Consider the following 26,391-nt stretch of genomic DNA (forward strand, 5'->3'; position numbering starts at 1 on the left):
CAAGGTAAGGAGTAGGTTTTTACCGACAGACATGCGCGCAGCCCCGGCGATCAGTCTCGTGCCCGTAACCGGCGCAACGCGTTGATAAGCGCGGGCGGAGCCCAACCGAGCATAAGCCGGTGCAGATAGACTTTTCGGAAAGTGGCTTCGGCGCGAACGCGAATGAGCTCATGCCAGTGCCAGCCCACGTTTAGCATGGTTACGCGCATATGCTGGTGAACTCGCGCTTCCTCCGGAAAATGGCCGGCCAAGATTTCCAGGTCGCCCCGGTCGCGGCGCAAGCTAACGGCAGGTAGTTCGCCGCGCGAGACAAATCCGCATACATTCCAGCAATGATTGATAAACTCGCCTTCGCGGACATTGAAGCCGGATAGTACCAGGTTATACATCAGTGTTCCCAAGTTCCAACCGGTATTGACGTGGCCGCCGACCAGGACTGGCGCGTATTCGGGCACCACTAGAAAAAGCATGCCTTGCGGTTTTAACACGCGTCTGATTTCGGCAAGCGCCAGTCCAGAATTCTGTACATGTTCCAGAACGTGCGAACACCATACGGCATCAAACGATGCATCCGCAAAGCAGGACATGTCGCAGATGTCGGTGTCTCGCGCCAGCTTAACGGCGTCCGGCAGGGGCGATGCCGGGTAAGAGTCGATTTCGAACCCGGTCGCGGTGACGTGCTTGCCTTGGCTGGCGAAACATCTCGATGCGTATCCGTCTCCCATACCAATGTCCAACAGGGTTTGAAACCGGAATTTGGAGGTTTGTTCGAGCAGGTCGGCCATTCCACGGCGGGATGGCGGGTCGACGGTGGGGCCGGAGTGGCGATCTGCTTCTGGTGCCTGGTTTGTCATTGTCCGAAGTCGCTATTTTGCAAAATGGTTGCCGACAGAGCGTCGTTAAAAGACATGCGGGCTATCCAGTTTAGCAGCTGGCGTGCCTTGTCGGGGTTGCCCAGCTGGCTGGGACGGTCGATTTTACGCCGGCGGATGGGATCGGTCTCGATGCGGATATCCCGTTCCAGGAGATTTGCCATGGCGCGAACCAACTCTTCGACCGAGTGTTCGCTGCCCGAACAGAGGTTGAAACTATCGTAAGCGACTGTCCGCCGGTCGTCGCGCAACAGGGCTATCAATCCGGCTGCGGCATCGTCGGCATGCAGGTAATCGCGTTTGGAGGACAAATTGCCCAGGCGTAACGTCGTAGTGCCGTCGCCGTTTTTCAGTTGCGCGGTGATGTCCGGGATCAGGTGGGCGTTCGGGTCGTCATGGGCGATGGTATTGAAAATGCGCGCTACCCGGCCAACGCCGCCACTACGCTGGGTCCAGAAGCGCAATTGGGATTCGGTGCAGGTTTTGGCGAGGGCGTAATTGTCGCAGGCCCACAGCGGGGTGCTGTCCTCGCTGAGCCGGGCGTCTTCCCAGGCGTAGACCGCGCCGCTGGAGGCTATGACAACCCGGCCGATGGCGTTGTTTTCCGCTGCGCACAGCAGGTTTTCGGTACCGGTCACGTTGACATCTAGGCAGTAAGCGCGCTGAGTCTCGCAGGTGGGAATGTGGTGCACGGCGGCCAGGTGCAGAATGGCGTCGGGGCGGAAGTTGCGGAGAAGTTCGTCGAGAGCGTCGGCGTTGCGAATGTCGCCTTGCACCGTAAACGCGGTGGATTTCGGCATAGGCAATCCGCTGGAAAGGTTGTCCAACACGGCGGTTTCCACCCCCAAACCCTGCAATTGCGCCACCACCCGCCGGCCGATCATACCCGCGCCGCCCGTCACCAAAACTCGGGAAAGTTCGTTCATGTGCGGCCTGTCTCCGGCGATTCTTGCGTCGATATGTTCATTAGGGACTTGTCCTACCAGTCATGCGTTTTTCCGGGCAAGGATACGCCAAGGCATATTGGTTGGCGATGACTAGGGCCAAATGTATCGTAAAGCCGTAGAACGGCAAGTAAAAATCGAAAAGCCCGAAGCAAGGTAAGGTAAGCAGCCAAAGTAAAATCCAATGGCGTCCCGCCGCGCCGATCCCGCGTTTCAATAGCGGCATCCATATTGAATACAGGAGCAAGGCGTAAGCCGAGAACCCGGCCAACCCTGTTTCGGAGAGGATTGCCAGCATCAGGTTATGGGCGTGTAGCTCGCCTCGGTCGAAGCGTCCGCCAGTGTAATCCGGGGTCAAAAATTGGAAGACGCCCGCTCCCAGGCCGGTCCATGGGTGGCTGCGCCAGGCCTCGAAAGCACCGGCCCAAATGTAGGTGCGCCCCAGGGAAAACGCCGTTAGTGGGCTTTCGTGGATGGCGCTGGTCAGTTCAGCGTGGCGCTTCCACAGCATGAAGGCTAGGAAGCCGGCGAGCAAGGCGATGCCGCCGAGGATCCTCCAAACCCCGTAAGCGAGAAATTCTTTTCGTCGCAGTAAAGCCATACCGCCGGCGAACGCCACCAGTGGTACCAAGGCGTTGCGGGATTCCGTCAGCAGCAGCGTCAGACACGCCCCTGTGACGGCCCATAACCACGCAGGCTTTGTTAACCTGTTGAGGAGGTAAAGCTGTGTGACCAATAGGGCCAGCATCACCGAAATGGCGCAAAAAATAGCCGGATGTTCATAGATTCCGGAGACCCTTGGCAAATATTTGAAGCTCGCTTCGGGATGGAAGGCTAGAGACAAGTTTTTTAGGACAGCGCTATCAAAACGCACACCGATACTCAGCAGGAGGTTTCCCCAAAGGGCCAGCAATGCTGCCTTGGTCGCCGCCAAGGGGAAAGCAGGAAAAGCGAGAGCCAGATTCAGCAAGATCCACAACAGCAGCAAGGACGTGCCGTATTTGATGGCGAATTTGATGGCGATAACAGGATGCGCCGACATGAGTACCGAGGCTGCGAGCGCGGCCATACAGGCTAAGACAGCCAGAAACGGCAGGCGGAGTACAGGCGGTATGCCTTGTCGCCGCCACAGCCAAACTGACGAGGCGCCGACCAATACGCGGATAGCCGTCGCGCCGAGGGAGACACCGCTGCCCAACCAATCGGCTATGACGACTTGTTGCAGGCTGAACAGTAGGTAGGCAACCAGGCACAGTACCGTCGTAATGGCGCTTGGCGTCAGGGGGCTGGTCGAGCTGACGTCTTTGCACAAGGCCATGCGTCAAAGATGGGTGTCGGCGGTTGCTGTCAATGTGTCCAGAATTCGCCGGTAGGCGAATCCGTCACCGAAAGGATTGTTCCAAACCACCGGGCGCTCGAGCAGTGCCAGCGCAGCTGAGCGCAGATCGGATGCGCTCAAGCTGGCGGGTAAGACGCAGCCGCCGTTCTCTAATGCCTCCGGGCGTTCCATATTTCGGCGCAGAATCAAGCATTTGCGTTGCAGGATGCAGGCTTCTTCCTGGACGCCGCCGCTGTCGGTCAGAATCAACGCGGCGTTCTGCAGCAAGGCCAGCATATCCAAATAGCCGACCGGATCGGTTAAGGTAATCTGGTGGTGGTTTGCGGCCGCCTGCCGTTGGTGTTCGCCTAGACGGGGATGTATTGGAAACACCAACGGGAAGCCGGACGCTTCGGCAATGTCGGCAACTGCGTCCATCAAGGTGGCAAAATGGGCCGGATCATCGGTATTCGAAGGGCGGTGGCAGGTCAGTAGACTGTATTTTCCCTGCGTTAAGCCGAGCCTGTCCAAGATGTCGGAACGCCGTTGGGCGGTCTCCGCATAATCCAAGGCGGCATCGACGATGGTGTTGCCCGTGATGTGAATGTGGCCGCCGCGGATGCCTTCGCCGACCAAATAATTGGCCTGGTTGGCAGTCGGGCAGAAGAGGTGGTCGGAGAGATGGTCAATTAGCACCCGATTGATTTCTTCGGGCATGCTGCGGTCGTAGCTACGCAACCCGGCCTCGACATGCGCGAGGGGGATGCCGAGTTTGTTGGCGGCGAGTCCGCCTGCCAACGCGCTGTTTGTATCTCCTTGCACGACTACAACAGAAGGGCGTTGTGCCAGCAATACCCGTTCTATGCCGGTCAACATCCGACCGATCTGCTCACCGTGCGAAAGGGAACCGATACCCAGATGGTGGTTAGGCTCAGGCAGTTCCAGATCATTGAAAAAAACACGATCCATCCGTTCGGCGTAATGCTGATTGGTATGAATAATCGAAAACGGCAAGCCTTCGCGGACGCTGGCCTGAATCAGTGAAGCAAGTTTGATGATTTCCGGGCGTGTACCCAAGACGTAAGTGATGTGCATGGTCTATCAGTGTAATGTCTTAGCGTACAGATTTTTGTACAAAGCAGCATATCTATGCGCCATCTGCTCCGCCGTGAAATACTGCCAATACCGGTGTTCCGCATGGCGTCCCATTTCGGCGGCTTTGGCGGGGTTATTCAGTAGGTAACGCATGGCGGCGCGTAACGAGGTGGGGTCGCTGGGCGGAACGACCAACCCGGTTTCATTGCCGATGTTGATATACGTGGTTCCCGTGCCGATTTCACAAGAGATCATGGGCTTGCCGTACATCGCGCCTTCCAACAATGAAATACCGAAGGCTTCCGAACGCAAATGCGACGGGAATACTACGCCGTAACAAAGTTCCAGAAGAGCCGCCTTGTCTTCTTCTGGCAGGTAACCGAAAAAACGGAGGTGGTGAAGCTTGAGTTGGGCGGCTTTGCGTTTCAATTCGTATTCTGTCGGTCCGGCACCGACAATAGCGATGCAAATATCGGTTTCCTTGGCGGCTTCCAGCAAGATGTGCAACCCCTTGTAATAGCGCAATACGCCAACGAACAGAAAGAAACGCTCGCCTAGTTTTTCTCGCCAAAAACTCAAACGTTCCGGGTCTGGAACCGGATAGGTGGTTTTATCTAATCCTATCGGTATGACACTGACCTTGGCGGCATATTTTTGCAACACCGTGCTGGTTGCCAAATAGTTGGGAGAGGTAGCGACGATATGATCGACGTCGTGCATGAACCGATTCATTAGTGGGCGATAGACGCTGAGGAGTAACCTTTGGCGGATGATGTCGGAGTGATAAGTCACGAGATAGGGTTTGTTGATACGGCCTGCAAAATGCAGCAGGTCCATAAAGGGCCAGGGAAAGTGGTAATGGATAATGTCGGCTTGCTGAGCAAGCTGCTTAAAGCGCATGAACGCAGAGGCGGAAAACCCCGTGGATGCGAGCTGAAAGTCGCGCCGGGCGCGGTGGACCTGGTAGCCGTGCACTTCAATTGGATGGGTATCGGCGCCAGTCGTCAATGTGAGGACTGCGGTTTCGATGCCGAGTTTGTTGGTTCCTCGGGCAATCTGGTCGATGACTTGTTCGATGCCGCCCATGGTTTCAGGGAATGCCGTTTTGTAGAAATGCAGGATACGCATGCCCGTCTCAGTCGCTCAAGGCAGCCGCGTAGGCCAGCAGGGTCAGTTCTGTGCATTTCTCCCAACTAAAGCATGCCGCTTGCCGTAGGCCGTTTTGGGTTGCTGCCGAGCGCCATTCTTCGTTTTTCAGGCCCATGGCGATCAGCTCGGCGAGCCGGTCCGTGTCTTGTGGCGCGAACATGGCGGCCGCATTACCGGCGACTTCGGGGAGCGAGGCGGTATTGGCACAAATAACCGGAACGCTCGAGGACATGGCTTCCAGCACCGGCAAACCAAAGCCTTCATAAAATGACGGGAACACGAAGAGCCGGGCACCGGCCATCAGTGCCGGCAATCGAGCGTCCGGAACGAAGCCCAGGTAGCGCAACCAGCCTTCCTGCTCGGCTTGCCGAATTCTGTCATGGAGTGCCTGGCTGTTCCAGCCTGAATGTCCCGATAGTACCAGCGGATATAGCCTACGCAAGGGTAACGGCAAGCCCGCGTAGGCATCCAGCAAAACGCCGAGATTTTTCCGGGGTTCTAGGGTACCTACGTATAGGCAGTAACTGCCGGGATTCAGTTGGCTAGCGTTGAGCAGAGGTGCGAGTTCCGGTGCGGAGCGCGGATAAAAAATGCCGGCGCTTGCCAAGGGTGTGACGAAAATTCGCTCCGCCGGCCAATTGAAGTACGCCATGATTTCCCGTTTGGAAAACTCCGAAACCGTGATCACGGCGGTGGCGCGCTCAAGTGCCAGGGCCATTTCCTTTCGCAGAAAGTTTACCCGATCCGCCCGGTGGCACTCCGGCAGAGTGAATACCGAGATATCGTGGATAGTGACAACGCTCCGTCCGGCGAATTTCGGCAGATAGTAGTTGGTTCCGTGATAAAGGGCATTGTTGACGTGCTGGATTGAACGGGCTTTGCCAACCGAGTGCATTTTGCGGTAAGCATCGAGTAGCGGGCTGTATTTTGAAAAGCTGTCGCGTAACCACGTGACGACCGCTGGCCGATGCCGTGCTTCGGGGATTTGGGGCAAGAGTTTCCCGCCATGCGAAAACCAAATCTCGCCGATTTCCGGATGCTGTGCCAGTTGTCGGGCTAGTTGGCTGGTATAGCGTCCGATACCCGTCAGCGGCTGCCTAATGGCATCGGTTGATAAAATAATATCCATTTAAGTTCGGTGCGGAGGGTTCGGTTGCTTTTCAGGTGGCCGGAAAATGCGGGGTGATTCGTCGGCGGATTGCGCGAAATGTTAACACGACAGGGGGAAGCAACAGCCAGACCGCCAGGAACGTGATAACAGCCACCGGCACGGGGCGCCGGAGCAATATGGGGGTACGAAAGCTGGTCGGCAGGGTTTTAAACTGCCAAAGGTCGGTGTATAGCAATGGGTCCAGCAAATGCAAGTCCAAATCGTGCGAGACTTCTTGCGTTATCTGCGATTGCTGATCGGTTGACGCAAATAGCGTTTTTTTCCGCTCATTCAGCCAGGCGGCCAAGTCTTTGCCCGTAAGCGGGGGCGGGGTGCCGATTTCGGCTAGGAAGCGTCCGCGCAATGCCATTTCCTCCTGCTGCCGGCGTACGGCGCGCATACTGGCATTGGCCTCGGAAATGGTCGCCTCGAGCGCCACGATTTGCGCAAGTGGAGACAAATACTTGCCGCCTCCGCTTTCGACTGAGACCACGGTCGTGGTATCCATACGGCGCAATTCGGGATAGGTTTTGAGCAGTTTTTGCATGTCGGCGATACGCTGCTCGCTAAGGTCGACAGCGAACTGTTGCCGGATTAGTTCGATCGCGGTTTCATCGCGCTTTCGCGCCATGGTTTGCCTTTGCTCCTGCAAATAGTTCGTCAGCCTGTGGTGGATCATGGTTTGGCGGATGTGGTTGGCCATGGCCTCGAACCGTTGCGCGGCGGCTTTTTCGTCGCTTGCCGTTATAGAGATTTCCAGACCCAGGGTGTCTGATTTCTTCGGATCGGCGTTGGGGGTTTCCTTGATATCGTCGCGGCGGAGGGCGGTTTTGTACTGGATGCGGGATTCCCAGAAAGCCGGCGTCAGAAAATTTTTCTCCAACGTTTGCCGTTCCCGGTCCTCCAGGCTCGTCATAGCCGAGAGAGAGGCTTGAACTAGCGCCTTGTCCGCCAGCAGCGGTGAGAAAGTGCGCCATTCGTTCAAACTTAACTGTGGAGCATCCAGAATGGCCGTAACCGCGTAAACGGGCCGGAACGAGACCCAGGCTGCGGCCGCAAGAGCCGTTAAAAGGGCGGCGGGGAATAGCAAGCGCGCAAAGCCGCGATAAAACGTCCAGATTTTCAAGGTTGCTTCGGTTAAGGATATTTCGTCCGGGTAGTGCGCTGTGGAAGGAACGGAAGATTTCGTGTGCATGAATAATTAAACCGAACAAATGATTTGTCGCTCAAATCAGGCCAGCGGACCGAAAAAGCTTTTCCGCCGGGTCATCCCTATATAGAGTGCCAGCCCCAATCCGGCTTCCGTCATGATTGTCGCCCAGGCGGCTCCCAGTATGCCGTATGCGGGGATCAGGGTGAAATTGAGCGAGATGTTCAGGAGTGCCGAGAAACTAGCGGCCCAAGCATAGCATCTTTCTCGGTTTGTCGCGATGGCGAGCTGAGTAAGAACGGCGTTGGGCAGCATGAAGGCCAAGCCGAAAAACAGCCAGCCAGCCAGTTCGGCGGATGCTCCGGCATAAGCAGCACCGAAAAACAGCCGCACCGCGACGGGGGCCGCAAAGTAGCCGACACCGGCCAGCAGAATGCCCACACCGATTGCCGCTAACAGCAGCTTGCCGCTCAGTTGGCGTAGCGCATCCGCGTCTCGCCATACCAGCCGCAGCTCTCTGAAACACATGGCGGCGATCGGCGCGATTAACAGTGCCACGCCGTCAAACAGACGGTAAGCGACGGCGTAATGGCCTACCGCTGGCGTATCCCCGAGCACCTGATGCAAAATCACAATATCGATCCTGTGGTAGATGGTGGTGGTCAGTTCGATCCAGACAAAGCCGAGACTTGCTCTGTAGACGGAAGGCTCCAAAGGGTAATGCGGACGCAGTTGGCCGCCCCTGACCGACATCGCCCAGCATGCCATTAGTAATCCGCTGCCCCAGGATAAGAATACGGCGTTTGGGCTGGGGACGGTTAGCAGTGCGACGGCGGTGACCGGTAAGGCGCCGAAGGTTCTGCCGTATATCTGCCAGTGGGCTTCTCCGTAAAAATCCCCGGCGCTCTTAAGGCGCGCGGATATCTGTTGGGACAGCACGATTGCGCCGAAGCAGAAGATGGCGCAGGACAGCCTCGCGGCCTCGGGGAGCGGCAGCGCAAGGGCTGCGCCGAGCATCATTGCCAGCGAAACGGCCAGTAAGTGGCCCCGCGCCAGCCCGGGCAGAGCCGGCGTCAATCCGGCCAATGCCGGGGTGGCGGAAGTGTTTTCTCTCAGCAGCAAGGTGGAAAGTCCAGCGTTCTGGAGCGGTACCAGCAGCGTGGCTGCGCTCAGAACATAGGAATAGGTGCCGAAGGCTTCCGGCCCCAAGCGGCGCGCCAATAACACCGATATGCCCAGCGATACCAGGGCGACGTAAAACGTGGCCAGCCATTGCGCCGAAGCCGAACGGAGTTGCGCGCGAAGCGCGGCCGGCAGTGGCATGTTTTAGCGATGGCCCGGCGCCGGGCGCCAGGGTTCAACCCTGCCGTCTGCCACTTGTACGCTGCCGTCGATCAACCCGGCCAGCTCTTCGTGCCGGTGGCTGACTATCAGTATCGTCATGTTGCCGTGCAGGCCGCGGACCGTGTCCAGCACCTGCCGGTGGCTGTCGCCGTCCAGTGCGCTGGTGGCTTCGTCCAGAATCAGCAATTGCGGCTTGCGAAGCAGGGCGCGAGCCAGTGCCAGACGCTGCTTCTCCCCGCCGGAAAGTTTGACGCCGCGTTCGCCAATCGGTGTATCCAGGCCACGCGTCAGCTTTTCGGTTAGTTCGAACAAAGCGGATTGCTCAAGGGCGCACCGGATCTCATTATCGGTCGGCGCAGCGTTGCCCCAGAGCAGGTTGTCACGGAGGGTGCCGTCCTGGATCAGGGTTTCCTGCGGAATATAGGCAATGCTTTTACGCCAGCCCGGAAGTTCGGCCAGCGCGACTCCGTCAACCCAAATGGTGCCGCTGTCGGGTGCGAGCAGTCCACTTAGCAAATCGAGCAGGGTGGTTTTGCCGGCGCCGGAAACGCCGACGATGGCCGTGGTCTTTTTGGCGGGTATCGCCAAGTGCTCGACCGTCAGCGCGAGGTGCGATTGGGGATGGCGGAAAGCTACCCGGCCGAGGACAATCCGGTCTTGTAGTGGCGCGGGCTCATCGCGGGCTGGCGGAAAGTCGCGGTTTGCCATGCAAGCTGCTAATAGGTTTTGCCAGGCCGAAAACGCTGGCAGCATGTGCAGCAATTGCTGCCGGCCGCCGGCGATTTCAGAAAGGTGGGGCAACATGCGGGCGAATATGGCAATCATTACCAGCAAACGCGCAGGCGTCAGCGCCATCAGGGTGAGCGCTGAGTAACTGAGTATGGCAAGCGCAACGGCGCCGCCCATGCGGTAGGCCATTTGCGCGCGGGTCCAGCTTTTTTGGAAATCGATAAAGCGCCGACTGACATCGGTGACTGCATCATTGAACTGGCAGATGTGGCTGGCTTCCTCGCCGTGTATTTTTATGAGCTTCAAGGCGGACAGGAAGTCCTGTGTCCTGGTGAGCAGGTCGCGGTTCGCCTGTCCCAGCAGTATGCCGCTTTCTCGGCTTGCCCTGTCCGTGCTCCGTAGCAAAAGCCAAAGCAGTAAGCCGGTGCCCAGTGCAAGCAGGGCGAGAGGGGGCGACATGCGGAAGGCGACGGACAGGTAGGCAAGTGCCAGCAGAGACAGGGTAGACAGGCGCAACAGGAAATAGGTGCCGATGCCGATTCGCTGCACCTCGGAAGTAAGAACGTTGAGAATTTCGCCGCTGTGCCGGCCGGTGAGATAACTCCAGCGTGAGTGGGCTACCGCATCATAAAGTCGTTGTTTTAAATGATCGGCGAAGCGCAATTGCAGCGAGCGACATACCCGGTCCCGTAGCAGCATGAGCCAGGCTTGCACCGCAATCAGTGTCACAAAAAACACCAGCGCGGTTTCGAAATCCCAGTTTAGCTTCAGGCTGGAAAGGAGGCTGTGAGCCACCGTAAAGCTGCTGTCTTCGGTGTCAAACACGCCCGCCAAGGTCAGTAGCGGCAACAGCATCAGCAACCCCGCGCCTTCCATGCCCGCCGAAATAATATTGAGTAGTGCGGCGCGACGGATTGTCGGTGGGTCGAAACGTAAAAATTCTCGTAGATAAGCGCGAAAAAGCCCTTGATCTCCAGCGCGGTTATTTTGGGTGTCCGATGTCATAGTGTTGAATAATAACACGCGGGTAGGGTTGCCGGCGGTTGTGTCAAGAATGCCTGAATGCCGCTATTTAGCATGATAGGCGGGCCTTCGCGGCGAACGATGTTTTTATTCCGATTTGGGGCAATGCTTATACCGTCTATCACGCTTCAGCCGCGGCCAGGCATCGGGCTTCTCGGGCGAGGGAGCGGCGAATAGACGAGGAGATTGGGATCGGTATGCGGGAGATACGCTGCGCGCAATGCGGGTTTGAAGTGACGGCGAACGAAGTTTCGGTCATTGCTGCGCAAAACGCCCATAAAAGGGGCAAAAGAGGTAGTCTATCCTTCAACTCTAAGACGCAGTAGACGGCTCCTTTCCTCTCATGGTCACTGCTAGGCATGCGGTATAATAAAATTTTTTGATACTGTAAATACCGGGATGCTTTTACCTCGCGGAGAGCCAGCCCAGGGCGCCTCCGGTCGTTTTCCTGATTCCACAACCGCTTTGGAGCAAGCTTGAAAACCATGCAATATCAGCCTCCATGTTATACATGAAAGCAAAGGAAGCTTCGAATCTATTCGACCGCATTCCCCCTTACTGCATTGTGCAGGATTTTTTGGGGAACGATCTGGTCGAGCGTTTGCTGGATCATGCGATAGTGCGGGAAGCCGAATTTGCGCCGACGAAAATCGGCAATTACGCAGGGCAACGGCTCGATCCTGAATTCCGCTTGTCGCAAGTACTACGCGATTTCTGCGGCTTGCGCCCCGAACTGGAAGCGCGATTCGAGGACGTGATGGCACGGGCTGTTGATGGACTCCGGCTCGCTCCATTCGATTTGGCCCGCTGCGAAATCGAAATAGTGGCGCATAACGATGGGGCATTTTTCAAACGGCATATCGACACGGCAACCGAATATCCGGACGAGAAAACCCAAAGGGTTTTGACCGGGGTATTGTATTTTCATGCGTTGCCGAAAAACTTCGGCGGCGGGCAGCTTCGGCTTTATTCTTTCGTAGGGGAGGGTTTCGTCGATATCGAACCCGAGCGCGATAAGCTGGTATTGTTTCCGGCTTGGGTTCCGCACGAGGTGCTGCCGGTATCCTGCCCGTCGGGCGAATTTGCTAAATCCCGTTTTTCCATCAATTGCTGGTACCGGCGCTCCCGGCTACAAAAGTAAGGGAATCCTCCCCGGCGGAATCGCACTTTTTCCCGGAAGACCGGTGTTATCTATATCTTCGGCAAACGATACGGCGTAGTCAGCGCACCGGAATGGCGACGTATCCGGGAAAGATGACCGCATCGAGACCTATGGCGAGCATGCAGTCCAGGGCATGCTTTGGCGTTTCGACGATGGGCTCGTTTTTGCCGTTGAACGAGGTATTCAGCAAGAGCGGCACGCGTGTCCGCCGGTAAAACTCGTTGATGACGGCATGCAAGGAAGGGTTGTTTTCAGCGTTGACCGTTTGCAGACGTCCGGTTCCGTCTACATGTACGACTGCCGGCACTAGCTTTTGCTTTTCCGGATGGAAGGGGCTGACCCGCAACATAAAGGGACTGTCGTTGTTGTCGAGAGCCAAATCGAACCAATCCCGGGCATGTTCGCTCAGGATGGCTGGTGCAAAAGGACGAAACGACTCACGCTTTTTTATACGTTCATTCAACTCGTCTTTGCGGTGGGCACCGCGCGGATCGCAGAGGATGCTGCGCTGACCCAATGCACGTGGCCCCAGTTCGGAGCCGCCGTTGAAAAAACCGATATATTGACCATCGAGTATGCGATCGACTGCTTCGCGGCTTTCCGATGCGATTGGAAGAAGGCGAACGCCGGGGGTTATTGACGCTGCGTTGCACACGCTTTGCCGGTCGTAAAGTCGGCCAAACGAGTCGGCAAGCAGTCTTTGCTTGGGATGGTGTCCGCCCAGTTGCCACAGCCCCCAATAAGCCGCGCCGATGGCACAGCCGGAATCATCCGCCGCCGCCACGATAAAGATGTCCTCGAAGCCCGCCTCCCGCAATAGTTTTTCGTTGGCCACCCCATTTAGCGCCACGCCCCCCGAGTAGCAAAGATAGCGCGCGGCGGTGCGGGCACGAAGGTTTTTAGCCAGATGTAGAACGCCTACCTCCAGCGCTCCTTGAACCGAACAGGCCAGATCCTGATGCCGCTCGGCCTGTTTTGGCCAAGCGGGTATCGAAGGGAATAGGTCGGGAACCGTCGGGTGGAAATGAAAATCGTCGCCTTCGATGTCGAAAAACGCCGAAGGCGGGAACACCGGACGGCCGAATGGGGCAAGTCCCATGACTTTGCCCGATTCAGTGCCTTTTTCGAAGGTTAATTTGGCCACTGCCGAGTACATCAGTCCCAGACTGCCGAAGTGGAAGAGCCCCGGCCCTTCCATGGCGCTACTGGCGCTCTTGGGGCTGAGAATTTTATGGACGGGCTCAAGCCGTGTGCCGCTAGCCATATAGCTAGAGATAGTCTCAAAGCTCATCTCGTCCGGACCGCGAGCGACGGCTTTTTCGCTGTCCCACAAATCTTCGACCGAGGAGCCGATACCGTCGACGACAAGAACTGCCGCCTCGGAAAACCCGGACAGTGCAAACGCGCTGACAGCATGAGCGGCATGGTGAGGAATCCAGCGCACCTTTCTGGCGGCAGCCAATGGGCCGAGCAACCTGTTTTGGCGAATGTCATGCCTCGGTGCCCGGGATCGTCCCTGGACGCAGACCACCACCAGATCAATCTGTTCGATGGTAATTCCGGCGGCATTCAGGCAATAAACGATCGAGCCGCACAAAGCGCCCGCCGAAATACGCTGATGTTTGCGCCGGGTCAGTCTTTCTTCCTTCACGGCAAACAACAGGCGTTCGCCATGAAGGAGGCAAGCCGATCCGTCATGGGAATCGCTTAGGCCGAGAATATAGGGTTCACGCAAGGACGACACGAGTGATCAGGCCTGGCTGACAAAAGAAGGAAATATCATGAATAATGGCATTCAATACTCTCGCGCTAGGTGTTTCGCTATCCGCAATTAAATCAATCTGATCTAGTCCACAGTGGTGCTAAGCAATGCTTTGACTGCATGTGCAAGCCCCGAAAAAAATATCCGGTTTCGACAATGTGTGCAATATACCTTACTACACATCAATCTTGAGCGCCTGCGCTTGTCCAAGTAAACGTTTAAACATGGAGCGCGCAGTTACGCGATTGCAATGCATAAACATCAATTGTGGCGCGCCCATGCAATCTGATAAGGTGGCCGACAAGGCCAGCCGGGAAATAGCGTTGAAAACGGATGAAAAAAAACTAAAAACACTCGCGGTCACGCTCAGGTGGGAGAACCGCTACCGCAACGAGGAGCACCTGACCGGGGAAGGCGCATTCTGCCCCGAACTCGACACGCTGGACCCGGACTTCTCTGAATCCCTAGGGCTTTATGGGCTGGAGTCCGGCAAGCTGTTGGAGATTGGGGCCGGCGTCGGCATGCAGGCAATTGGTTATGCGCAATTGGGGTTTGAGGTGACGGCGACCGACGTTTCGGCCACAGCCATAAACACCGCCCGAAGCAACGCGGCAAAGCAAGAAATACCGGCCGCTTCCCTGGCATTTGTCACCGATAACATTCTATCCACCACCTTGCGGGATACCTTTGACGTAGTCGCCGACCGGGGCTGTTTCGCAACGCTAAAGAGTTGGGAGCTGGAGGATTATTGCCGTAACGTCCGCCGTCTTTTGAAAGACAACGGCTTGTTTCTGCTCAAGGCCAATGCCGGACAGTACGGCATGGTCAAGCCCCTAGAATCACTTTTTCGCGTAGAAAAGTCCTGGGATACCTTTTATCATGGTCAACAAACCCAAGGCCCGCCGGCGCTTTTTTTTATTTTGCGGCCGCGGCTCCTGCTCGAGCAGCAGTTTGGCGGCACGGGGCCATAGCTTACGTGCTGTAAATGCGAGCCTTATTTTTCTTCCCGACTCCAGACAACCAGGCCACGATAAAAAATGACTAAAAGATTCCCTTGGTACGACAGCGGCTGGCTAAGCAGCTATGTTTCCGCAAAGGAAATCGTGAGCCAATGTTATCCCGGCAGGCTGGCCGAATTCACCGAGGCATTCGACGTTTTCCGGACGCCGGCGGATTTTCAGGTTAGGGAAATAAAAAATGTTTTGGGCAAGGCGCTTTTCGAGAAAGCCCTGGAGGCGGCGCATGCCATTCCTCCGGGGAACCTGAACAAAAAAGAACTGCTGCACATGGGACGAACCATACTGCATAATTTGCCAGAGTTGGTTGAGATTCAAAAAGAGCTCGCGGCCAGGGTGAGCGAGGAAGTAAACGAGCAGGTCGAACCTTCTTACAATTTCCTCAGTTTATATAAAGATGTGGGCTTTTTGACGCCGCACCTTGACGCCCCCTTGGCCAAATGGACATTGGACCTGTGCCTGGAACAATCCGCCCCTTGGCCGGTTTACTTCAGCCAGGTTGTCCCTTGGCCGGAGGAATGCCTTTACGAAAAGGAAAATTGGATAAACGAGATCAAGCACGATACGGAGCTCCGTTTCACACCCCGCACACTCCAGCCCGGCGATGCCGTCATTTTTTCCGGGAGTAGCCAGTGGCACTACCGGGAGCCCATACAGCAAGCGCAACGGGAAAATTTCTGCCACTTGGTTTTTTTTCATTTCATTCCCAAGGGCACGAGCCATTTTGTCCGCCCGGTGGATTGGGCGAATTATTTCAACATGCCGGAACTGGCGCGATTGGCCGAACATGATGCACGAAAAAAGTGACTTGATATTTCACAATGCGTACAACGAGGCGATGTTTTATAAACTGGAGAAATTATGAGCACTATCGCGGGCATTGTCCGCCATATAGGCGAGGCGGTCACGCCGTTCGACTTGGCGGCTGCGGCAAAGCGCATGGTCGAGCCGGGATTGCTGGAGGCGCAATACTGGACGCAGGATGGAACCGGTTTCGCAGTTAGGCAGTCTCTCGTCACCCACGAAGACCTGATGGAGCGCCAGCCCTGGGTAAGCGCCGACGGGCGTCTGGTGCTCGTCCTTGACGGGCGTATCGACAACCGCGAAGAGCTTGGCGCGGCGCTAGGTATTTCGTTGCAGGCCGAAACTGTACCGGATGGATGGCTGTTGCTGCAAGCGTTGGAGCGCTGGGGCGAAGCCGCGCCTGCCCGGCTGGTCGGCGATTTCGTGTTTGCGTTGTGGGATACCCAAAGACGATGTCTGCTGCTCGTGCGCGACCAGATGGGCACGCGCAGCTTGTATTATTACCGAGGACATGGCTTTCTCGCGTTCGCCAATACTTTCCCGGCATTGCTGGCCTTGCCCGGCGTACCTAAAACAGTGGACGAACTGGGCATCGCCGATTTCCTGATCCTGAACATGCACCACCCCGAGAATACATTCTATGAAAACGTGCGCCGGATGCCCAAGTCGAGCATCGCGGCTTTCGATCGCAAAGGCTTGAGCTTTTCAACTTATTGGACGCCGAATCCGGCGAAGCGTTTGCGCTTGTCTTCCGACTCGGAATATGTCGAAGCGGCGCGCGAACAGCTCGAACGCGCGGTCGCTTGCCGCTTGCGGGCCAAAGACCCCATAGCTTCGCATATCAGCGGCGGGCTCGATTCTTCCGCCGTGGCGACCACGGCGGCACGGCTACTTGCACCCAATCGCCTGTTCGCGGTGTGCTCGGTTCCGCCCGAAGGCATGGAACTGCCGCCGCCCGCGCCCGCCTGGTACAACGACGAACGCCCCTACTTGCGGGAAATCGCCGCACTCCATCCCAACCTGGATATTCATCTGGCAAGCTCCAGCGAGCCGCACTGGATAGAAAAAGACCCTTCGGCATTTTTCGAGGCGGGGGGCATGCCCGCGCGCAACATCACCAACATCGGTTGGTTCATGCCGGGACGCGAGTTGGCGGAAAATTTGGGCATCAAGGTGTTATTGACCGGGCAAGCCGGAAACGCTGCATGGAGTTATGACGGATTGCGCTCGATGTCCGATATGTTCAGGCAAGGACGCTGGCTGCGCCTTGGACGCGAAATTTATTTGACGGGAAAGCGCGCGCCTTTCGGATATGGCTGGAAGCGCTTGCTCAAAACGGAGGTGGTGCGCCCACTGCTACCCACCGCGCTACTGCGTTGGCACCGCCGGATGAAACAAGGCCAAGCCGAATTGTGGAGCGCCTTCAGCATGATTAATCCGGCTTTCGCCAGCGAAATAAATCTATACCGGCGTAGTCGCGACGCAGGCTATGACATGATCTGCACGGGGAGCATGGACTCACAGGGCGTTATGCTGTCGATGTTGAACCGGAATGAGCATGGCAAGGACATCCTCACCGCCATGCGTTCATTGGGCGGGATCGAAAGCCGCGATCCGTTGCTCGACAGGCGGCTAGTCGAATTTTTCCTGTCCATACCCCAGGATCAATACCTAAAGGACGGCATCGCCCGCCGTCTCGCCCGCAAGGCTTTGAGCGACCGGCTGCCGCCCTCGGTTTTGGAAAAAGAACGGATTGGCATGCAAAACCCGGAAATCCTGAGCAGATTGGACAAACTGCGCGAGGATATGGGGGGCGAAATCGCCGGGTTGGCGGAGATACCGCTGGTTGCGCGTTGCATCGATCTGCCGCGCCTCGAAAAAACCGTAAGCGATTGGCCGAAACAGGGGCCGGCAGTTACGCTGGCCTTGCCGCGTGCGTTGAACGTTGCGCGTTTTTTGCGTTGGGTTGAACAGAGCGATTTTTAAATACAGGTTGCGCCGTTCCCTTTCATGAATTGAAAATCATGCGTATCTATGTAATATTAAAAACACATCTATTTCTTCTTTTTCTACAGGTTTGGGATGCGCTATGCGGCTTGCCGGCAAAGAGATTAACGCTATTCGAGCCGAGGTGGCTGCAATAGACCCTGAAGGGGTTGTTTATCTTTTCGGATCGAGAACGGACGATTCCGGAAAAGGCGGGGACATCGATCTGTTCCTTGAGGCATCTGCGAATCTTGATTTTGAACAAACATTGCGCCTGGAGGCACGCATTGCGTCTCTTTGTGACACCAAGGTGGACTTGTTAGTGAAATCACCCAATGATGCGGAATTACCGATCCATAGGATTGCCAAAAAAGGCGTGCGATTATGACTGCCGATGAAGCGCGTTTGCTGAAAGAGAATCTTTCATCCTGCCGTGAACGGATCGAATCGCTGAAATATTCGCTTAATAAAAATCTACCGATTTTTCCATTGAATCTGGAAACGCTATCGCGGTTGTCCGCGGAACAAAAAGAAGCGATAGATGCGTTGATTCTGAGGTATTCGCAATGTGTGTCAATGATACAAGATCAACTATTCAGGAGCATTGCGCTTGCAGAGCAGGAAGATATTCACGCAAAATCCAATCGTGACAAATCGCTTTTAATGGAAAAACTCGGTGCGCTCAAATCCGCGGATGATTTTTCTGTCGCTATCGTGCTCAGGAATAAATTCGCGCATCATTATCCGGAAGAAAGCAGGAAGCAATTGGATCGACTCAACCTGCTGATTAAAGAATCCAAGTTCGTTATTGATGTATTCGATAACATTACCCGCTATTTAGCGGATAAACACCTATTAATGCCCGTCATCCTGTCAGAGAAAAATGATGTGCGACAATAGTAGGCCTACATTATTAGGGAAGCGCTGAACAAGTCCTTCGACATGAAACTGCAAGTGGTTAATTCCGTTCGTGGTCGACTGCGCGGATGAGGAGGTAGGGCAACGCAGGCGCAGTTGCCGAAAGCTTGTCGAGCCATGAAAGGAATCGATTTATTCAGTGTTTCCTTAGCTAATTTCGAAAGAGGATTGCGTCTTCTTTTTCTGTCTATGTTTAGACTATTAAAAAACCAGGAGAATGAAAATGATTGAAAAGGAAACCAATGAAGTCCTGCAAGCGGTTCAGGTACGTAAAATCTGGAGTGCGCCGAAAATGACCGTGGTCGATATTTCCGACAGCACGGAAAATATGGGCAACCCGGGAAACGACGGTTCCGGCACGTCGACGTTATCCTGAAAAACTTCCGGGCCATTGAGGCCCGGAAGACCTAGCGTTAGTTTCGGGAGGGGAAAATACCGTCCCAGGCGATCGCGTAAATGACGGCCAGGTAAGGCTGGTGGTTGTCGTGCGCTTGCCCTTGTGCCAGTGGTGGCGGACTCAGAGTCGATGGCGCGAGCGTGGGGGAGTGGGCCAGCAGTTGTTGGTCCGAATAAGCCGGATTACCTTTGCCTGAAACAAAGTAACGGCTCAGATGCGATTGCCCGGCTATCGGCGTTGAATAAACACTTGTAGCGGCGGCGTTGATTCCGGTCACGCTATGGGCGTGCGCGGGCAGTTCCGCTTGGGTCAGGGCCACGCTTCCCTGTCCGGTTGCCTCCCCGATCTGATAGTCGCTTAAGCCCGGTCCTTGGCCCATGCCCAGCATGGGCATCATGCTTTGCCCATTGGTGCCGTTCAGATTCGGTACATTAAAATAAGTTTGGTTATCCCCTCCGTAAATGCTGCTGATCACGGCATACAGCGCTTGGTATTGGTTTATGGCAACTTGCTGCCCGTTACAGCGCAGCCAGCCCATGGGAACGAAATTAATGGCAAAGGGGCGAATCTCGCCGATGAATGGTTCCGACATTTGTTTCTCCTATTACGCGGGTTGCGGATAAATTCCGTTGGTCGCGATCATGTAATTGATGGCTAGTGCCGGCATGCGGTTCTCGTGCAGCAAATTGCCGCCGCCCGATGCGCCGATGGTATCCGCGCTTAGAACCTGGGCCGCCGAGCCCGGTGTGGCAGTGGTCGCGTAAAAAACATTCGGGGCCGGGTTGGCGTATAGGTTGTTCGCCGGGCTGTTCTGGGTGGCGGCGCCTGTGCCCACATTAAATGCGTGGCTATGCGCGGGGGTTTGGCTGAGCGCGAGGCTCACGCTTTCGCTGCCGCCGGAGGACGCAAAGGATCTGTTTGTGAGCCCTGTTCCCAGGCCCGTGCCTATCGGCAACCTGCCCCTGAGATCGGGGATGCCGAAGGTAGTGCGGCCGTCGCCGCCAAAAGCGGTGCCGAGCAGGCTATAGAGCACTTCGTAACTTGAAATACTGAGCAAGCGCCCGTCGCAAGGCAGCCAGCCGTCTGGAACGTAATTTCCGGCGAAAGGTCTGATTTCGCCTACATAACAATCTGCCATTTTTTTCTCCCGAGTTAAAGTTATGGGCGTTGCGGGTAGACGCCCGCCGTCGCGATGTAATAGTTCAGGGTAAGGAAGGGCTGCATGTTGTTGTGGTTGCCGTTACCACCCTGCGTGTCGACTGTCGCCGGATCGAGGGCAATCGTACTCGCGCCGGTGGCCGCAATATAAAGGTTGTTGTTATTGGCTGGCGCCGCGATATGGTGTCCGATAGCGTTCGTCTGATCGCCCGCCGCAGTGGAAACGTTGATTTCATGCGTATGCGGCGGAACTTGGGCGGCGGTGAGCGTGACGATTTCGGTGCCGCCGCTTGCGCCGGGCTGCTCGCCTACAGTGGCTACCGGAACACGCCCGCGCAGGTCGGGCAAGGCGAACGTGTTCCTGCCGTCACCGCCGTAGTAAGTGCCGAGCAACGAATAAAGCGCTTGGTTCTGCGCGATAGGCAGCAATGTGCCGTTACATGGCGCCCAGCCCTTCGGAACAATGTTGATGGCGAAAAGTTTTATTTCCCCTAGTATTGGATCCATATTTTCCCCTCGTTTAGATTTAAGTTAAGTCTAACGCCTAATATGCCAAGTATTTTCGGCATCGGGGATAATACAACGGTTAGACGGATTTATGAATCGTGTGAGGCGAAATAGTTTGTACGCTAGAGTTAAATATGCAACTTACCTGAGTAAGTTATTTGGATTTAGCGGCTAAGACAGGTAACGCGCAGGAGTTCGGGAAAATGGGAGGAACCGCAGTGGCGTTAGAGGCATCCGTCAAAGTGTTTGATTAACAACGAGCATCTTTAACCGAGAACGCCGCTCGGAGCACATTGCCTACACAGCCACCCTGACTCAGGGTAGATAGCCGAGCCTGTGCATCATGTCGCCGTGATCGGCTTCGATGCGGCCGATTTGTCCGCTGCTCAGGCTGTCGCGCCAGCCGCCGGCAATACCGCGGCGGAAAAAGCGTTCCATGCCCGGCTGCTTTTCGGCGAAACCTTCGCTTTCTTCCATAGCGCGCAAACGCTCGAAATGCACTGCCTCAACGGCGGCGGCTATTTTGTCCGGCGCTGCTTTGGCTTGCAGGAATTGCACGGCGCTTCCAAAATGCGTCGCCGGATCGGCGAGCAGGTCTTCATACTTCAGCAACAGCAAAGGGACTGGGGCTTCGAGCCAGCTCCGGGCATGTTGGCTCCACGACATCAGCAGTTGGGGCAATTGATCGGGCACGCGACGAAGCCCGCGCTCCATCACGGCCTCGGGGTCGCACATGCGCTGTATGGACTGGTCTATGGTTTGGTTCATGTGGTGCGCCAGCGACACTGCGACATCGCGCGGATCGCGCACGATATAGACCGCACCGAGGGTCAAGCCGGGCGGGAACAGGGGTTCGCCGGCAGGGGTAAGCCGCCAGGCGTCATGCGCTTTACGCAGCATCGGCGCTTGAGCCTCGCGTGCTTCGATTTCATATTGGCGGGGACGGGCGCAAGTGATTTCATCGTCGGTGAGGTCGGACGAGGCGATGTCCAGGACTCGGTCGAAAGCGTAACGGTTAGCTGCATTATTGCCGACGGTTTGCAATGCATTGATGTCGGGCGTATCTCCATCTAAAAACAGGCTTTCCAGGAACAGGCGCAGCCAAGTGTTGCCCGATTTTGGATAGGAGGCTAACCAATAGAAGCCGTTCATGCGGCCGTTCGCCCGCGCGGTTTAACGCAACCGCGTACATGGGATTCGATCCGTTCGGCCAGTTGTTCCAACTCGTCCAGCGGCGCGCTTTTGTGCCGGTGCAAAGAATAGATTGGGGCAACCTGGGCGAGTCGCGCAATGGAGGTGAACAGTGTTTGGGCCGGCTGGATTTTTCTGCCGATTGCCCGCCGGTATAGCATTTTGTCGAGCATGGTCATGGCCTTGACCGCTGAAAAACGTTCGGGCTCCACGGAACCCGCCAACATGGAAACATTCAGGATATAAACCGCCGCAATCGGCAGCGGTGCGGGGTCGAATCCGGCCAATGCCGGAACCCGGAATTTGGCTTGGCCGGTGCGGTGTGTCACCAACCCTTCATGCCCCATGTCCAGGGTTTCCAGCACGTCCCGCGCGAGCTTGCGTTGCGGATAGGCGGGCAGCAGCCGAGCACTGTTCGGATCGATGGCGGCCACGTCGTCCGCCGCCAATGCATGTCCGCGTATGCCCAGAGCTGCCGCCAGCGTGGACTTGCCCGCCCCGGAAATGCCGGCGATCAATATTGCGGAACCGTCTACATGCACTGCCGACGCATGAAGGGGTATTAGGCCGCGCTGGTGACAAAGCACCCCGAGGACGGACCCCAACAAAAAAGCCTTAAGTGCGGATGGGTCGGCATTTTCTGACGGTTCCACCAAAACCCGGCAACCGCCTTCCACCCGGAAACTCCCAACGTCATCCAATTCGAGCAGGAAATCGCCGTTAGCCCACAAACGACTGTGCGGCAATACAAAAATCGGGGGTTCTGCAGGTTTCGGGATGAAGTCCAGCAATATTTCAACATCGGCGGGGCGGTCATCGCCTTGCCAAGGCAGTAATTCGTCCAAGGCCAAGGCCGAGCGCACCCGCCAGCCGCATAAGATCAGGTCGTCGCCCATCTCAAGCTATGAAGTCGATGAAGCCTTCGCTAGCGAATTGTTCAAGCAGACTCAAGACATCGCGACTGATAGTTTCGGTGTCGGCGTCGTATTCTTTAACCAATGCCGCGCACAAATCGCTTACCGCCACGGGTTGTTCCAAGCGCTGCCAGATGTCGGTCGCAATAGCGTCCAAACCGTAGTAGTTGCCGCGGTCAATGGACATTAACACCATTTCGTCGTCGATTTGCGTGGATAATAATTCTTTACTGCGGCAAATAGTCGAATTCAAAGACAGGGCTTGTTGGGTAATTAAGGTTGTCATAATGCTTTAGTATCGTTAGCTTGAAAAACTGTATTGCAAATTAAATGGCGTGGCAAGCCATAATCTGGCGATACGGCGAAAGCCAGTGGAATGGAGAATGGCTAACGGCCGCTTTGCTAAGCCGAATACCCAAACGCTTCGACAAAGGGCAGCAATATAGGCTTGATCTCTTCCAAGTGCCGCTCATAATTTTTCCATCTGCCAATAGCGTCATGATAAATGGGTTTGGTGACTTGGTCATAGCTTGGCGTATTAATGTAACGGTCTTTCGCGCTTCCGTAATAGCTCTCAAGGCAGCATTCCCATTCAAGCCCCAGAAATCCTAATAGTTTTATGCTTTCCCCCTTGATGTCGCAAACAAGATCTTCGTACCTTATTTCATGGATGTTGCCTGGCATAAACTTACGGAACAATAAATACAGCTGCATGACTTTGGCATAATATTTGGTGCTACCGATAAGGGTCAGGTTTGCCGCCATTTCCGGGGTTAACTGATACATTTGCATATAGTTGCTTAAGACAACGTCGCGCGGATCCCTTAGGGCGACAATGATTTTTACTTCGGGGAATAAGCGGGCGTAAATATCCAGAAGCATTATGTTTAGGGGGAGTTTGTCAACCAACCTTGAGTTGTTGAGGGGCTTTTCCAAAAAACCTGTGGCATTTGACCAGTATGTTTGACGGCAAGCCGATAGCTCATTGCCGGAAAGGGCATAAAGGGACTCTAATTTTTCCTGGCTTCCGTAAAACCTTTTTGCGATATTTGCCAGAGTTGACTTCTCTTCTATTGTGGTTAATGCCGAGTGCGAATTTAAAATTTGGTCAAGAAGCGTTGTCCCCGAACGTGGAAAGCCCACCAGTACAATGGGCTGCGGGAAATAGTCTCGGACCATTGGCCCTTGCCAACCGAACGATGCTTTATCGCCATACCAGCGCAAACTCGTTTCTATATCCGCTAAGGCGGCGTTGTTTTTCCGGATCATCTCGACGGCAACGGGCGTACCGGAAACGATTAAGTTGTATTCGTGAAACGCCTTCATTGCTAAATCATATTCACCCAGGCTGTCGAGCATTTTTCCCAGCCAGCCACAAGCCATGGCGCGATGGGAATGGACGGGGTTTTCCTTGAGAAATTTCTCCAGCATGTTCCGGGAGGCGCCCGTATTGCCCTTTCTGTACTCCAGGCGCGCCTTTAAAATATATAATTTTTTGCTGATGCTATATAAAGGGGTAGGGAGGCTGTATTTATCCTCAAATACTTGTAAAGCCGACCATGCTTCATCGATACGGTTTAATTTTTCCAATTTGAATAAAAACTGATAATTCGCATCCGGATCGTCCGGCTGCAATTGCAGGGCTTTGCGAAAGGTGGGAAGGCTGTCTTCCGGATGCCCAATTTCGGCCATTTTTTTTCCAATCCGGAGGTAGCCGGCCAAACATCTTTTTTTCATGACCGCTGCCCCGGCATGGATAGCGTCATCCGGCAATTTCGCCAGCTGACGGTCAATTTCCTTTTCAAGTGCGTTTAGAATTGAAATGTTTTTAGCCAATGCAGACTTCCGCTTTTACTTGTTTCAGGCTTGTTAGTTTAATGGTTTTTGCTTCAACAAAGCGTACAAGGCAACGCTTAAGGTGCCAATTCCGCGCTAAAGCATGGACTAATCAAAGAGAGGGCCATGCCATTTTTTCTGTCAGCTCGTCGGATTGTTCGACCTTAAAGCCTAAAGTCAAATAAAGCCGTTTGGCGCCAGGATTGCTGTGGTATGTCGATAGCGTAAGCCGGCTGCCGGCCTTGGCCGCAGCACCCTGCAAGGCTTTGATGGCCGCCGTGCCGCTGCCCTGGCCGCGTGCTTCGGGCATAAGGTTGATGTCTATCAAATGCATCCGGTCTTGGCTAAAATCCACAAGAATGCGGCCTATTTGTTGCCCCTGCTTTTCGACGATAAGATGATAAGCGCGAGGATAACTTGCGCTATAACTTTGGCGTTGCGCCCGATACTGCATGGCTATCAAGCTTTCCACAAAATGACTATCGCCTGGCATAAGCCTCAGGTCATCGCGGCTTAAACTATAAAGCAACTGGATAAAGGCTTCGTCTTCCTCTAGCGCCGGACGTAAGGCGAGGTTGCCGGTAAGCTCGACGCCGGCTAAAAACGGGGGCGGCATAATCGATTTCTCATGACTGGGCGCGGGACTAATGGGGGCAATCCGCAAATTGCAAAACGGGGCCGAGTCTTGCAACAAAGCAAAGCACCACAAGGTAAACTTGGGATATGGGACATGGCTGGTTTTATTCATGTCGATCGAATGATTCTATATGCAAGTGCCACCACTGACAATGCTTTGAAATCGTTGGACAAGATCGATGGCTGCGGCATGAGGCATTATGCGGCTAGCGAATTTGTTGGGTTTCGGCCGGTGGGTTTCACGGTTCAGGGTGTTCAAGCGCGCGGAGACTGGCTAAAATGCCCCGTGTTATCTTGGTACGCCCATAGATATAGAGTATTTTACGGTCGGACTACGGATGTCATCATGTTTTCACAGCGTTATTTTAGGGCATTCGTTTTCGTGGGCCGTCGGATGCGAGGGGGTGCGTGGTTGAGCCGTTTCGAGAAAATTTGGTTGTTGCCCGATTGGTTTTTTCTCGGTATGAGTCGTTTTCTGATCCTGTTTGTGCCTTTCCGGCGCCTTGCGGCTCTGTTGGGCGCGCCGGGAGGATTGGAGCCGTCGGTGCCGCTGCTGCAGACCCGCGACGAGGCCGTGGCATTGTCTATCGCCAAAGTGGTGCGGATCGCGGCCAGACATAAGCCATGGTAATCGAAATGTTTTCCGCAGGCCGTGGTGGCTAGAATGTTGCTCGGCTTTTATGGCGTGCCTTATGCTGTATTTTTCGGTGTTAGCCGCGATACCGTGGGGGCGAAAATTACGGCCCATGCCTGGGTGGCCGCCGGGCGGGGCCGCGTCACCGGCGGCGGAAGTTTTGGCCGCTTCACTGTGGTGGGGTGTTTCGTTTCCAAGCGGTTATCCCATTCAGGCTAGTGGCTGAAGCTGGTTCCGATTTTTTAGATGGAGATGCCTTTCTGAAGGACGTATTTTGCGATGTGGCGAATGGGCTGGGATATATCTCGCTAAGATTTTTTTATGTGTTGGTCCTGGCGCTGGCGTTTCCGGTGCTCGATATGCTGGCCGCCTGGCTGTATGGTGGGGGGCTGTCCCAGGCTGGCATGTTGCGCGTTTTGCGTGACGTTTCCATCGTCGCCATTGCCCTGCTGTGCTTGTGAACCGTGCGCATCCCCCGCCTATTGGCAATGCCCATAGGTCTTTATTTTTCCTTTGTCGCCGTTTATCTTGCCGTGGGTTTGGCCAAGGCCGTTCCGGCGCGGGTTGCGTTATCGTCGGCCGGCACCTTGGTATTGCCGATGCTATTATTTTTGGTGGGGTATTAGGGGCTGTTGCCATTTTGGATCGATAACCTTGAAATTGAGCTGCTCTGCCTGATTGATTGAGCTTTTCAAT

28 protein-coding genes and 1 pseudogene are annotated in these 26,391 nt (G+C 55.3%); 11 read left to right on the forward strand and 18 right to left on the reverse strand.

Features of this window, described 5'->3' with window-relative positions:
* Positions 1–50 precede the first annotated feature (50 nt).
* The 9 genes from EBB_RS18450 to EBB_RS18490 all read right to left on the reverse strand — a co-directional run bounded on the left by EBB_RS18450 (position 51) and on the right by EBB_RS18490 (position 10,756).
* Positions 51–785, reverse strand: a complete 735-nt coding sequence (locus EBB_RS18450; protein WP_229429436.1) for a class I SAM-dependent methyltransferase — start codon at positions 783–785, stop codon at positions 51–53.
* Positions 786–850: 65 nt separating this feature from the next.
* A complete protein-coding gene (locus EBB_RS18455) occupies positions 851–1,798 on the reverse strand; it encodes an NAD-dependent epimerase/dehydratase family protein (protein WP_192395229.1) in 948 nt (315 codons plus the stop codon).
* Between the two features lie 40 nt (positions 1,799–1,838).
* Positions 1,839–3,134, reverse strand: a complete 1,296-nt coding sequence (locus EBB_RS18460; protein ID WP_192395230.1) for an O-antigen ligase family protein — start codon at positions 3,132–3,134, stop codon at positions 1,839–1,841.
* 3 nt (positions 3,135–3,137) lie between these two features.
* Positions 3,138–4,229: a non-hydrolyzing UDP-N-acetylglucosamine 2-epimerase gene (gene wecB, locus EBB_RS18465; protein WP_192395231.1), complete on the reverse strand. Its 1,092-nt coding sequence runs from the start codon at positions 4,227–4,229 to the stop codon at positions 3,138–3,140.
* Between the two features lie 6 nt (positions 4,230–4,235).
* Positions 4,236–5,357 carry a glycosyltransferase family 4 protein gene (locus EBB_RS18470; RefSeq protein WP_192395232.1) on the reverse strand — a complete coding sequence of 374 codons (1,122 nt, stop codon included), beginning with the start codon at positions 5,355–5,357 and terminating at the stop codon, positions 4,236–4,238.
* A gap of 7 nt (positions 5,358–5,364) precedes the next feature.
* Complete coding sequence (locus tag EBB_RS18475; protein WP_192395233.1) at positions 5,365–6,507, reverse strand: glycosyltransferase family 4 protein; 1,143 nt, start codon at positions 6,505–6,507, stop codon at positions 5,365–5,367.
* A 31-nt stretch (positions 6,508–6,538) separates the two neighbouring features.
* The gene (locus tag EBB_RS18480; RefSeq protein ID WP_192395234.1) at positions 6,539–7,654 is read right to left on the reverse strand and encodes a hypothetical protein; all 1,116 of its coding nucleotides are present in this window, start codon (positions 7,652–7,654) and stop codon (positions 6,539–6,541) included.
* Between the two features lie 105 nt (positions 7,655–7,759).
* Entirely contained in the window at positions 7,760–9,001 is a 1,242-nt protein-coding gene (locus EBB_RS18485) for a lipopolysaccharide biosynthesis protein (protein WP_192395235.1), read from the reverse strand.
* Positions 9,002–9,004: 3 nt separating this feature from the next.
* The gene (locus EBB_RS18490) at positions 9,005–10,756 is read right to left on the reverse strand and encodes an ATP-binding cassette domain-containing protein (RefSeq protein ID WP_192395236.1); all 1,752 of its coding nucleotides are present in this window, start codon (positions 10,754–10,756) and stop codon (positions 9,005–9,007) included.
* Positions 10,757–11,285: 529 nt separating this feature from the next.
* Between EBB_RS18490 and EBB_RS18495 the strand changes: the two genes are divergently transcribed.
* A complete protein-coding gene (locus EBB_RS18495) occupies positions 11,286–11,915 on the forward strand; it encodes a 2OG-Fe(II) oxygenase (RefSeq protein ID WP_192395237.1) in 630 nt (209 codons plus the stop codon).
* A gap of 79 nt (positions 11,916–11,994) precedes the next feature.
* Here the strand turns inward: EBB_RS18495 and EBB_RS18500 are convergent, their stop codons facing one another.
* A complete protein-coding gene (locus EBB_RS18500) occupies positions 11,995–13,671 on the reverse strand; it encodes a carbamoyltransferase family protein (RefSeq protein ID WP_192395238.1) in 1,677 nt (558 codons plus the stop codon).
* A gap of 305 nt (positions 13,672–13,976) precedes the next feature.
* On the opposite strand from EBB_RS18500, the gene EBB_RS18505 reads away from it, so the two are divergent.
* The 6 genes from EBB_RS18505 to EBB_RS18530 all read left to right on the forward strand — a co-directional run bounded on the left by EBB_RS18505 (position 13,977) and on the right by EBB_RS18530 (position 18,798).
* Positions 13,977–14,669: a class I SAM-dependent methyltransferase gene (locus tag EBB_RS18505; protein WP_192395239.1), complete on the forward strand. Its 693-nt coding sequence runs from the start codon at positions 13,977–13,979 to the stop codon at positions 14,667–14,669.
* Positions 14,670–14,900: 231 nt separating this feature from the next.
* On the forward strand, positions 14,901–15,521 hold the full coding sequence (locus tag EBB_RS18510) for a hypothetical protein (protein WP_192395240.1): 621 nt from the start codon (positions 14,901–14,903) through the stop codon (positions 15,519–15,521).
* A 54-nt stretch (positions 15,522–15,575) separates the two neighbouring features.
* Positions 15,576–17,504, forward strand: a complete 1,929-nt coding sequence (locus EBB_RS18515; RefSeq protein WP_192395241.1) for an asparagine synthase-related protein — start codon at positions 15,576–15,578, stop codon at positions 17,502–17,504.
* 103 nt (positions 17,505–17,607) lie between these two features.
* Positions 17,608–17,892, forward strand: coding sequence for a nucleotidyltransferase family protein (locus EBB_RS18520; protein ID WP_192395242.1), 285 nt, complete (start codon positions 17,608–17,610; stop codon positions 17,890–17,892).
* A complete protein-coding gene (locus EBB_RS18525; RefSeq protein ID WP_192395243.1) occupies positions 17,889–18,404 on the forward strand; it encodes a hypothetical protein in 516 nt (171 codons plus the stop codon). The genes EBB_RS18520 and EBB_RS18525 overlap by 4 nt, the downstream gene beginning before the upstream one ends.
* Before the next feature lie 241 nt (positions 18,405–18,645).
* On the forward strand, positions 18,646–18,798 hold the full coding sequence (locus tag EBB_RS18530) for a hypothetical protein (protein ID WP_192395244.1): 153 nt from the start codon (positions 18,646–18,648) through the stop codon (positions 18,796–18,798).
* Between the two features lie 37 nt (positions 18,799–18,835).
* Here EBB_RS18530 and EBB_RS18535 read toward each other — a convergent pair whose 3' ends face one another.
* The 8 genes from EBB_RS18535 to EBB_RS18570 all read right to left on the reverse strand — a co-directional run bounded on the left by EBB_RS18535 (position 18,836) and on the right by EBB_RS18570 (position 25,041).
* Positions 18,836–19,411: a phage tail protein gene (locus EBB_RS18535; protein WP_192395245.1), complete on the reverse strand. Its 576-nt coding sequence runs from the start codon at positions 19,409–19,411 to the stop codon at positions 18,836–18,838.
* Positions 19,412–19,423: 12 nt separating this feature from the next.
* A complete protein-coding gene (locus EBB_RS18540) occupies positions 19,424–19,957 on the reverse strand; it encodes a phage tail protein (RefSeq protein ID WP_192395246.1) in 534 nt (177 codons plus the stop codon).
* 20 nt (positions 19,958–19,977) lie between these two features.
* Complete coding sequence (locus EBB_RS18545; protein WP_192395247.1) at positions 19,978–20,484, reverse strand: phage tail protein; 507 nt, start codon at positions 20,482–20,484, stop codon at positions 19,978–19,980.
* 315 nt (positions 20,485–20,799) lie between these two features.
* Positions 20,800–21,636 carry a sulfotransferase domain-containing protein gene (locus EBB_RS18550; protein ID WP_192395248.1) on the reverse strand — a complete coding sequence of 279 codons (837 nt, stop codon included), beginning with the start codon at positions 21,634–21,636 and terminating at the stop codon, positions 20,800–20,802.
* On the reverse strand, positions 21,633–22,571 hold the full coding sequence (locus EBB_RS18555) for a phosphoenolpyruvate carboxykinase (ATP) (protein WP_192395249.1): 939 nt from the start codon (positions 22,569–22,571) through the stop codon (positions 21,633–21,635). The genes EBB_RS18550 and EBB_RS18555 overlap by 4 nt, the downstream gene beginning before the upstream one ends.
* A 1-nt stretch (position 22,572) precedes the next feature.
* A complete protein-coding gene (locus EBB_RS18560) occupies positions 22,573–22,875 on the reverse strand; it encodes a PqqD family peptide modification chaperone (protein WP_192395250.1) in 303 nt (100 codons plus the stop codon).
* A gap of 116 nt (positions 22,876–22,991) precedes the next feature.
* The gene (locus tag EBB_RS18565) at positions 22,992–24,425 is read right to left on the reverse strand and encodes a tetratricopeptide repeat-containing sulfotransferase family protein (protein ID WP_192395251.1); all 1,434 of its coding nucleotides are present in this window, start codon (positions 24,423–24,425) and stop codon (positions 22,992–22,994) included.
* 112 nt (positions 24,426–24,537) lie between these two features.
* The gene (locus tag EBB_RS18570) at positions 24,538–25,041 is read right to left on the reverse strand and encodes a GNAT family N-acetyltransferase (protein WP_192395252.1); all 504 of its coding nucleotides are present in this window, start codon (positions 25,039–25,041) and stop codon (positions 24,538–24,540) included.
* A gap of 114 nt (positions 25,042–25,155) precedes the next feature.
* Between EBB_RS18570 and EBB_RS18575 the strand changes: the two genes are divergently transcribed.
* The 4 genes and pseudogenes from EBB_RS18575 (at position 25,156) to EBB_RS18590 (ending at position 26,321) form a co-directional block, all read left to right on the forward strand.
* Positions 25,156–25,692 (forward strand): hypothetical protein, encoded by a 537-nt coding sequence (locus EBB_RS18575; RefSeq protein WP_192395253.1) that lies wholly within the window; start codon positions 25,156–25,158, stop codon positions 25,690–25,692.
* Positions 25,693–25,704: 12 nt separating this feature from the next.
* Positions 25,705–25,914, forward strand: a pseudogene (locus EBB_RS18580) (lasso peptide biosynthesis protein); the annotation flags it as partial.
* Positions 25,914–26,156, forward strand: coding sequence for a hypothetical protein (locus EBB_RS18585; RefSeq protein ID WP_192395255.1), 243 nt, complete (start codon positions 25,914–25,916; stop codon positions 26,154–26,156). The pseudogene EBB_RS18580 and the gene EBB_RS18585, both read left to right, overlap by 1 nt.
* A gap of 27 nt (positions 26,157–26,183) precedes the next feature.
* Entirely contained in the window at positions 26,184–26,321 is a 138-nt protein-coding gene (locus EBB_RS18590) for a hypothetical protein (protein ID WP_192395256.1), read from the forward strand.
* Positions 26,322–26,391 lie beyond the last annotated feature (70 nt).

It is taken from the genome of Methylomonas fluvii (assembly GCF_014850975.1).
Classification (GTDB): domain Bacteria; phylum Pseudomonadota; class Gammaproteobacteria; order Methylococcales; family Methylomonadaceae; genus Methylomonas; species Methylomonas fluvii.

What these genes read in the sequence shown, in the direction of transcription:
- EBB_RS18450 (WP_229429436.1), bottom strand. Translation starts at nt 785, where the DNA reads ATGGCCGACCTGCTCGAACAAACCTCCAAATTCCGGTTTCAAACCCTG.
- EBB_RS18455 (WP_192395229.1), bottom strand. Translation starts at nt 1,798, where the DNA reads ATGAACGAACTTTCCCGAGTTTTGGTGACGGGCGGCGCGGGTATGATC.
- EBB_RS18460 (WP_192395230.1), bottom strand. Translation starts at nt 3,134, where the DNA reads ATGGCCTTGTGCAAAGACGTCAGCTCGACCAGCCCCCTGACGCCAAGC.
- wecB (WP_192395231.1), bottom strand. Translation starts at nt 4,229, where the DNA reads ATGCACATCACTTACGTCTTGGGTACACGCCCGGAAATCATCAAACTT.
- EBB_RS18470 (WP_192395232.1), bottom strand. Translation starts at nt 5,357, where the DNA reads ATGCGTATCCTGCATTTCTACAAAACGGCATTCCCTGAAACCATGGGC.
- EBB_RS18475 (WP_192395233.1), bottom strand. Translation starts at nt 6,507, where the DNA reads ATGGATATTATTTTATCAACCGATGCCATTAGGCAGCCGCTGACGGGT.
- EBB_RS18485 (WP_192395235.1), bottom strand. Translation starts at nt 9,001, where the DNA reads ATGCCACTGCCGGCCGCGCTTCGCGCGCAACTCCGTTCGGCTTCGGCG.
- EBB_RS18490 (WP_192395236.1), bottom strand. Translation starts at nt 10,756, where the DNA reads ATGACATCGGACACCCAAAATAACCGCGCTGGAGATCAAGGGCTTTTT.
- EBB_RS18495 (WP_192395237.1), top strand. Translation starts at nt 11,286, where the DNA reads ATGAAAGCAAAGGAAGCTTCGAATCTATTCGACCGCATTCCCCCTTAC.
- EBB_RS18505 (WP_192395239.1), top strand. Translation starts at nt 13,977, where the DNA reads ATGCAATCTGATAAGGTGGCCGACAAGGCCAGCCGGGAAATAGCGTTG.
- EBB_RS18515 (WP_192395241.1), top strand. Translation starts at nt 15,576, where the DNA reads ATGAGCACTATCGCGGGCATTGTCCGCCATATAGGCGAGGCGGTCACG.
- EBB_RS18520 (WP_192395242.1), top strand. Translation starts at nt 17,608, where the DNA reads ATGCGGCTTGCCGGCAAAGAGATTAACGCTATTCGAGCCGAGGTGGCT.
- EBB_RS18525 (WP_192395243.1), top strand. Translation starts at nt 17,889, where the DNA reads ATGACTGCCGATGAAGCGCGTTTGCTGAAAGAGAATCTTTCATCCTGC.
- EBB_RS18530 (WP_192395244.1), top strand. Translation starts at nt 18,646, where the DNA reads ATGATTGAAAAGGAAACCAATGAAGTCCTGCAAGCGGTTCAGGTACGT.
- EBB_RS18535 (WP_192395245.1), bottom strand. Translation starts at nt 19,411, where the DNA reads ATGTCGGAACCATTCATCGGCGAGATTCGCCCCTTTGCCATTAATTTC.
- EBB_RS18540 (WP_192395246.1), bottom strand. Translation starts at nt 19,957, where the DNA reads ATGGCAGATTGTTATGTAGGCGAAATCAGACCTTTCGCCGGAAATTAC.
- EBB_RS18545 (WP_192395247.1), bottom strand. Translation starts at nt 20,484, where the DNA reads ATGGATCCAATACTAGGGGAAATAAAACTTTTCGCCATCAACATTGTT.
- EBB_RS18550 (WP_192395248.1), bottom strand. Translation starts at nt 21,636, where the DNA reads ATGAACGGCTTCTATTGGTTAGCCTCCTATCCAAAATCGGGCAACACT.
- EBB_RS18555 (WP_192395249.1), bottom strand. Translation starts at nt 22,571, where the DNA reads ATGGGCGACGACCTGATCTTATGCGGCTGGCGGGTGCGCTCGGCCTTG.
- EBB_RS18560 (WP_192395250.1), bottom strand. Translation starts at nt 22,875, where the DNA reads ATGACAACCTTAATTACCCAACAAGCCCTGTCTTTGAATTCGACTATT.
- EBB_RS18570 (WP_192395252.1), bottom strand. Translation starts at nt 25,041, where the DNA reads ATGCCGCCCCCGTTTTTAGCCGGCGTCGAGCTTACCGGCAACCTCGCC.
- EBB_RS18575 (WP_192395253.1), top strand. Translation starts at nt 25,156, where the DNA reads ATGGCTGGTTTTATTCATGTCGATCGAATGATTCTATATGCAAGTGCC.
- EBB_RS18590 (WP_192395256.1), top strand. Translation starts at nt 26,184, where the DNA reads ATGCCCATAGGTCTTTATTTTTCCTTTGTCGCCGTTTATCTTGCCGTG.